Here is a 4,421-nt window from a genome sequence, read left to right on the forward strand (position 1 = left end):
GAGTGAACCGGCAGGGCTTGAGATACGTCAACTGCGCGTGTCGTTCGACGGGTTCACCGCCGTCGACGGGGTGGACCTCGATGTGCGCCCGGGTGATCTGCGGTTCCTCATCGGGCCGAACGGCGCCGGCAAGACGACCCTCGTCGACGCCGTCACCGGTCTGGTGAAGGCGGAGGGCTCGGTGCGCTTCGGCGACACGGAGCTGCTCGGGCGGAGTGTGCACCGGATCGCCCGGTCGGGCATCGGGCGGACATTCCAGACGGCCACCGTCTTCGAGGAGTTGACGGTCCTCCAGAACCTGGACATCGCGGCGGGCGCCGGCCGGAGCGTGTGGACCATGCTGCGCCGCCGCAAGGACGTTCCCGAGCCGGTCGCCCGGGCACTGGAGACGATCGGGCTCACGAAGCTCGCCGACTCCCCCGCCGGGACGCTCGCGCACGGGCAGAAGCAGTGGCTGGAGATCGGCATGCTGCTGGTGCAGGACGTACGGCTGCTGCTGCTCGACGAACCGGTGGCCGGGATGAGCCACGACGAACGGCAGGCGACCGGTGAGCTGCTGGAGCGGATCAGCGCGGAGCGGACCGTCGTCGTCATCGAGCACGACATGGACTTCATGCGGTCCTTCGCGCGCAGCGTGAGCGTGCTGCACGCGGGCCGACTGCTCAGCGAGGGAACGGTGGCCGAGGTGCAGGCCGACCCGAAGGTGCAGGAGGTGTACCTCGGGCATGCGGCCGCCGAGACAGTCACCGACGTGGCGGTACAGGAGGCGTGATGCTGGAGATCGAGGACATCCGCGTCGGTTACCACCGCAGCACCGTCCTGCACGGGGTGAGTGTCGACGTGCCGAAGGACGGGGTCGCCGCGGTGCTCGGGCACAACGGCGCGGGCAAGAGCACGCTGCTGCGTGCCGCCGTGGGGCTGCTGACGCCTCTGAGCGGGAGGGTCCGCCTCGACGGCGAGGACATCACGCGCCGCAGGCCGCACGAGCGGGTGGCGCGCGGGATGGCGTACGTCCCACAGGGCCAGCAGGCGTTCCCCCACCTCACGACCGCCGAGAACCTCCGGCTCGTGGCCGACGGACGCCGACGTGGAAAGGCCGCGATCGACGAGGCGCTGGACCTCTTCCCGGCGCTGCGGGCCCTGTCGAACCGCCGCGCCGGGCTGCTCTCGGGCGGGCAACGGCAGCAACTTGCCATCGCCCGCGCCCTGGTGACGGAGCCTCGGATCCTGCTCCTCGACGAGCCGACCGAGGGCATCCAGCCGTCGGTGGTGGCCGAGATCGAGGAGACGATCCTGGCGCTGGCCGCGCGCGGCGGGCTCTCGGTGCTGCTGGTCGAACAGCACGTCGGCTTCGCCATGCGCGCGGCGCAGCGGTACTACGTCCTGGAAGCCGGGCGGGTCACGTCCTCCGGCGCGGGCGGCAAGGAGTCGGAGCTCGCGGTGCGGGAGGCGCTCAGCGTGTGAGTTCCCGGCGGCGGCGTTCCAGGCAGGAGCGCTCTCGTACGGCCTCGGTGTGGCGGTCGTCGAGGGGTTCAGCGGGTGGGCGGGACGAACTCGGGCTGGTCGAGCAGGCGCAGCCAGCTTCCATCAGGCTGACGCCGGACGACCTGTGCCCGGGCGCCGGCACCGTCCTTCGGCGGGGTCGAGGTGAGGGCGATGTCGCCCCTGATCAGCGTCGGCAGCGGTTGTTCCGGACCGAAGCGGGGACCGTTGGCCAGCACCTTCTCCCACAGCGCGCGGATCGCCTCCCGCCCCACCGTCAGCTCGCCGGGCGGGTAGGCCATCACTGCATCCTCTTCGTAGAGTGCGGCGACCCCGGCCGCGTCACCGGCGTTGGACCGTTCGACGAACAAGCGGGTGATGTCTTCGGGCCGCATTGCCTTCTCGTACTCCGGCACGAGTTCCTCCTGACGTCGGGCTTCAGCGCTTCCCAGCCTGGCCATCCACCGATCAGAAATCCAACAGATGTATTTGCTGGAAGTTAGAATTACCAGTCATGGAACTGAGGCAGCTGGAATACTTCGTCGCAGTCGCCGAGGAGCAGAACTTCACCCGTGCGGCCGAGCGAGTGCACATCAGCCAGTCCGGCGTCAGCGCCCAGATCCGCCAGCTCGAACGTGAACTCGGTGCCGAGCCGTTCGACCGGTCGGCCCGCACAGCCACGTGCGGGTGTACGACCCGATCGCCCGCCGGTACCAGACGTTCGGGCCTGCCGACCGGATCGAGGTCCTCGCCGGTATCGGCCGGCACCTCGCCCGCGCGGAGGCCTCAGGCCCTCTGTGGCCAGGCCAGAGCCTGCTGCCCCCCATCCGGCAACACACGTGACGTCCGGCGACGCGTGCACGCGGTCCAGGCCGACCTGCCGCGGCGGCGGATGTGCTGCCGCGCACGCCCCGAGCCCTGCCTCAACTCGCCGGCAGCGGCGCCCTGCCCCACAAAGAAAGAAGGCAACCGCACGCTGCCGGATCCGTCAGGCGATGAGTGGCGGGTTGCGCACCGCGACTCATCGCCTGACGCAGAGCCAGCCGAGTGCGGGCAGGAGCGCGCCGACACGGCAGCACCGGCCGGCGCCAGACACCCGCCGCCGCTCACCTGGCGCCTGCTCGAGGCCGGTTGGGCAGTCGCGGCCCGGGCGCAAGTGCTCGTGCCGGTCGTGCGTGCGGCGTTGTGCCGGTTGCTCTGCTTTGTGTCAGGCTCCGGCAAAAGGGGGCGCGGCGGCCCGGGCCCGGCATACCCCCGGCAGCCTGGACCACCGTGCCGGCAGCCGTGATGTTCGAACATGTACGTGATCACGCCATTTCGCCTTGAGGTTGAGGGGGAGGCAGTGCCGTGCCGGATGCTGTGAGGCGGTGCAGCGGCGCAGGCACGTGGTCTCGGGTGCTGCTGGGCGGGGCGGACGCGGCATGCCACGCAAGCCGGCGTGGGGTTGCGCTGCTGGTGTTCGAATGCGGGCGGGGCCGGTCCGGGCGCGGTGGCGTGTTCGCGCCGTGGCCTTGTGCCGAGTGCTGATCGTTGCGGGGGTTTTGTCAGTGCCTGCTGCTATCAACTCCACCAGGACAGGCTGTAGTTGGCGGCCTGCGGCAACCTGAGGAGGAGAGGGAAGATGGCGAGGGTTCCCGAGGGTTGTCACGTCGTACGCGAGCACATCCGGCGCAACCCGCGGCCCCGCGGGAAGAAGCTCAGCGGCTGGACGATCGCCGGACTGATCGCCGGAGTGTGGTTATGGAGCCAGCTGTTCGGTGCGGGCGAGGCGTCCACCGGCAGCGGGCAGGCCCCGCGCACACCCGCGCCGTCGGCGTCGGTGTCGGCGGGCCGCTGATGGGCCGCCGCACCGGATTACAGCTGCGCCCGCCCCGGGGCCGTGGTGAACACCTGGCCGCGGTGGTGGTGCTGGCCGCCGCTGCCTGGCTGCTGGCCAGAACGACAGCAGCCGTAGGGGAGTGGGCGGTGCGCGGATGGCCGTTCCTGGCGGCGGCGGCAGCCGCAGCCCTCGCCTACACGCTGACCAGGCTGCAGCGCGCCGCCCGGCAGCGCCAGGCCCGGGCTGCTGCACTGGCCCGGCTGCGGATCACCCTGACGGCGATCGACGCGATGGGCGACCGCGAGTTCGAATACAGCGTGCGGGACCTGCTCATCCGGGACGGCTGGCAGGCCCGGCAAACGGGCCGGGCCGGTGACCAGGGCGCCGACGTCATCGCCGAACACCCCGTGTTCGGGCGGCTGGTGGTGCAGGCCAAACACACCACCGTCACCGCCAAAGTGAGCTCACCGGTGATGTACCAGGTCAAAGGCACCGCCTGGCCGGTTCACCATGCCGACGTCGCTGTCGTGGTCACCAACGGCCACCTCACCCGCGATGCCCGAGCGTGGGGCGCACGCCACCAGATTCACTTCGCCGACCGCGACCGGCTGCGCCAATGGGCCGAAGACGGCACCCCCCTGCACCAGATGCTGCGCCTGCAAGCGCCCGCGCGCAGGAGAACACGGCGCCCGCAGGAGGGGATGGCCGAGAGATGAGCGCTCAGCAGCCCGGCCCCCGGCTCGTGAAGCCATGCGCGAGGCAGGCTGCGCGGGGAGCTTCGTTGGTGGATCCCCCCGCACCAGCTGCCCCGGGGCGTGTCCGCTCAAAAAGGCGGGCGGCCGTGGCTTGGCGTCTGGGGCGGGGAGCGTGGATTGTCAGCGGTACTGCATAGGTTGGCGGCATGATCGGCGCAGATGAGACTCCCAGCGATGACGGCGTACGGCCTGAGAACGGCCCCGGCGTGGGAGTGCAGCCGTATGACGCCCGCCCTGCGCGGGCGGGCCACGCAGCGGCTGGCCGACCTGCCGGTAAGCCGCACCGCTCATGCAGCAGGCTCGGGCTGCGCCCCGTCCCGGTCCTCGGACTGCTCCATGGGCGCAGCCGGGGCTGTCTGGTCGGG

6 protein-coding genes and 1 pseudogene are annotated in these 4,421 nt (G+C 71.1%); 6 read left to right on the forward strand and 1 reads right to left on the reverse strand.

Translation table 11 applies throughout. The annotated features are described in order from the left end of the window. Nucleotides 1-22: 22 nt before the first annotated feature. Nucleotides 23-772 carry an urea ABC transporter ATP-binding protein UrtD gene (gene urtD / locus ACTWQJ_RS47025; protein ID WP_443312514.1) on the forward strand — a complete coding sequence of 250 codons (750 nt, stop codon included), beginning with the start codon at nt 23-25 and terminating at the stop codon, nt 770-772. Beyond that, the gene (gene urtE / locus ACTWQJ_RS47030; protein WP_443312510.1) at nt 772-1,464 is read left to right on the forward strand and encodes an urea ABC transporter ATP-binding subunit UrtE; all 693 of its coding nucleotides are present in this window, start codon (nt 772-774) and stop codon (nt 1,462-1,464) included. The genes urtD and urtE overlap by 1 nt, the downstream gene beginning before the upstream one ends. A gap of 68 nt (nt 1,465-1,532) precedes the next feature. Here urtE and ACTWQJ_RS47035 read toward each other — a convergent pair whose 3' ends face one another. Continuing rightward, on the reverse strand, nt 1,533-1,898 hold the full coding sequence (locus tag ACTWQJ_RS47035) for a YybH family protein (RefSeq protein ID WP_443312515.1): 366 nt from the start codon (nt 1,896-1,898) through the stop codon (nt 1,533-1,535). Nucleotides 1,899-1,996: 98 nt separating this feature from the next. Here ACTWQJ_RS47035 and ACTWQJ_RS47040 point away from each other — a divergent pair. The 4 genes and pseudogenes from ACTWQJ_RS47040 to ACTWQJ_RS47055 all read left to right on the forward strand — a co-directional run. Then, a pseudogene (locus ACTWQJ_RS47040) lies at nt 1,997-2,164 on the forward strand (LysR family transcriptional regulator); the annotation flags it as partial. A 939-nt stretch (nt 2,165-3,103) separates the two neighbouring features. After that, the gene (locus ACTWQJ_RS47045) at nt 3,104-3,319 is read left to right on the forward strand and encodes a hypothetical protein (RefSeq protein WP_443312511.1); all 216 of its coding nucleotides are present in this window, start codon (nt 3,104-3,106) and stop codon (nt 3,317-3,319) included. After that, nucleotides 3,319-4,017, forward strand: a complete 699-nt coding sequence (locus ACTWQJ_RS47050) for a restriction endonuclease (protein ID WP_443312512.1) — start codon at nt 3,319-3,321, stop codon at nt 4,015-4,017. Before ACTWQJ_RS47045 ends, ACTWQJ_RS47050 begins: the two co-directional genes overlap by 1 nt. A gap of 198 nt (nt 4,018-4,215) precedes the next feature. After that, the coding region (locus tag ACTWQJ_RS47055; protein WP_443312513.1) for a hypothetical protein at nt 4,216-4,421 on the forward strand (206 nt) is incomplete at its 3' end.

Origin of the sequence: Streptomyces sp. KR55, assembly GCF_052245645.1 — a bacterium.
Lineage (GTDB): Bacteria > Actinomycetota > Actinomycetes > Streptomycetales > Streptomycetaceae > Streptomyces > Streptomyces flavusporus.